The following is a 2,309-nucleotide window of genomic DNA, read 5'->3' on the forward strand; positions in this document are numbered from 1 at the left end:
TCTAAATTCAAGCCTAGCATTCCCCCCATTATTTGACATTGCTAATTTGCCACCTACAATTTTATAAACAAATATATCTTTAGAGGATGTTTGCGTATCGCATTCCATTTTTAAAATAGATTGATTTGTAAACGGTAATTTAATATTGAATTCATGTTCGTTTATATTGCCATTAACTAAATGTAATGTCATATTGTTTATGAAATTCGCATATATTTTAGACACATCATCTATTGAATAGCTTTCAGGCACTTTAAATCGTGATATGGCTCTTACATCTTTAATTTGCTCTTTATTATTTTTGCTAGTTGCTTTTTTTGATTTACTTTGTTTTTGATTCATCTTATTTTCTTCATTTAGCGCTTGTTGTACACTCTCCTCATACGATGTTTCACCAAAAGATATATCGGGGTGCATACGTTTAGGTTGAGGAATCATATCATGAACTAAACTATTCATAAGTGGATAAACCATTTCTTTTGGAACTTGCGAGATACGTTGAACCCAATATCGACTGATCCAAATAGGTATGATAGGTAAGTCAACAATCGGTAAACGCTTGTTCAATACTGCTGCCGTACGCTGTATTAATTCTTTGTAATTCATAATTTCAGGTCCAGTAACATCAAATGTCTCATTTTGTTGTGGTGCTCGTTCAACTAGTAACGCTAGTTTATTAATTACATCGTTGATTGATACGGGTGCAATCATATTATACGCCCAGCTAGGTAAAATCATTCCAGGCAATCGTTCAACCAATCGTTTTAAAATTGGGTAAGAACTTCCTTTCGCTCCGATAATTAATCCTGCACGCAACGTGCTCACGGGTATACCATAAGAACCTAAAATTTTCTCACACTCCAGACGACTACGTAAATGGGCAGACAAATCATTGTTATTTGGAATTAAACCACTCATAAAAATAATATGTTTAACTCCTTGTTTCTTTGCAGCTCTTGCAAAATTGTCTGCTAATAAAGCATCCATATCTTCGAAATTTGCTTGCGTTAATTTTGCATTAGGCATCATGGAGTGGACAAGGTAGATGGCAGTGTCTATTCCTTCCATCACTTCTGTTATTTCCTTCAAATCAAATAAGTCAGCAGCTTTCCAAGTAACGTTCTTTTCGTTTTCCTTATTATTAATATTTCTTGAAATTGCGATAATATCATGATCTGTTTTTAATTGATCTTTTAAGTGACCTCCAATATATCCAGATGCACCTGTTAACAAAATTCTACTCATCGTTTCACTCCGTTCATTAAGTATTTTTATTGTCTTAAACAATTGATATCAGTTATTAAATACCCCTTATTAAATTATGAAAACGATTATACTATCATAGATAATTCTTATAACCCATATTACGAGTATAGAAAATTAAATAACTTAGCGTAGTTCAACTTCATAAATAAAAAGTGTAAGATAGTCCGTTAATATTTATTAAATTCTACAATAAAATATGACTATCAACATAATACTAGAAAAGCCCTTAGTAAGCTTTATTAGCTTACAAGGGCTTTCCAACAAGTTTTACATGGTGTGAAATGTTTGTAATAAAATAAATACGCAACAAAAATAAATATGTTGTAATTATAATATAACATATTTATTTTATTATTTCGAGAATTTATAAAAAAGCCTATAGCAAACTATAAGAGCTTGCTATAGACTTTTAAAAGTCCCTTTATTTAGAAGTCGCTCGAAGTAAAAAACTTACACACTAATAATATTCAAAAGAACATTATTAATGTATCACAAGTAAGCTATTAAACCAAGAAAATTTATTTATAATATATTTTTTTCAATACAAATAGATATATCACAAAATAATTAATAAAGTCCTCTGAAACTGAAAAAGTCCTTAGTAAGCTTTATAGACTTACTAAGGCTTTCTAGAAAGTTCTTAATGCATAATAGAATGTGTCTATTTAACAAAAGAGTGGCTACACAACAAATATAACTGTAGTGTATCTACACTATAGCATAGATAAGTAAGTATGCCGAGAAAGATCTATAGATATTGTTCCATTAAGTTTTTTATTGAATATATCGTATCATATTTTCAGAACATTCTTTTTTTGAAGAATAGATACGTAGTAGACTAGACACTACATTTATATAGAAGATGAAAAAATCCCCACACTATTGCAATAGTGTGGGGATTGGTGCATTAATTGTTAATCATTTTCGTTACTTAAATTATAACATTACCTATTGAAGGATTGCAAAGTTATGAGAAATAATGATTAAGAAAAGAAGATATTTAAATACTTTTAATTGATGATAATATATTGATACTTTAATTG

Annotated in this window: 1 protein-coding gene; it reads right to left on the reverse strand. The window is 29.7% G+C overall.

Annotated elements, in window-relative coordinates; translation table 11 throughout:
- A partial coding sequence (locus tag EII23_RS11735; protein ID WP_124793523.1) for an NAD(P)H-binding protein occupies window positions 1–1,245 on the reverse strand: 1,245 nt, incomplete at its 3' end.
- Between the last annotated feature and the right edge of the window lie 1,064 nt (window positions 1,246–2,309).

It is taken from the genome of Desulfovibrio sp. OH1186_COT-070, assembly GCF_003860215.1.
GTDB lineage: Bacteria > Desulfobacterota > Desulfovibrionia > Desulfovibrionales > Desulfovibrionaceae > Desulfovibrio.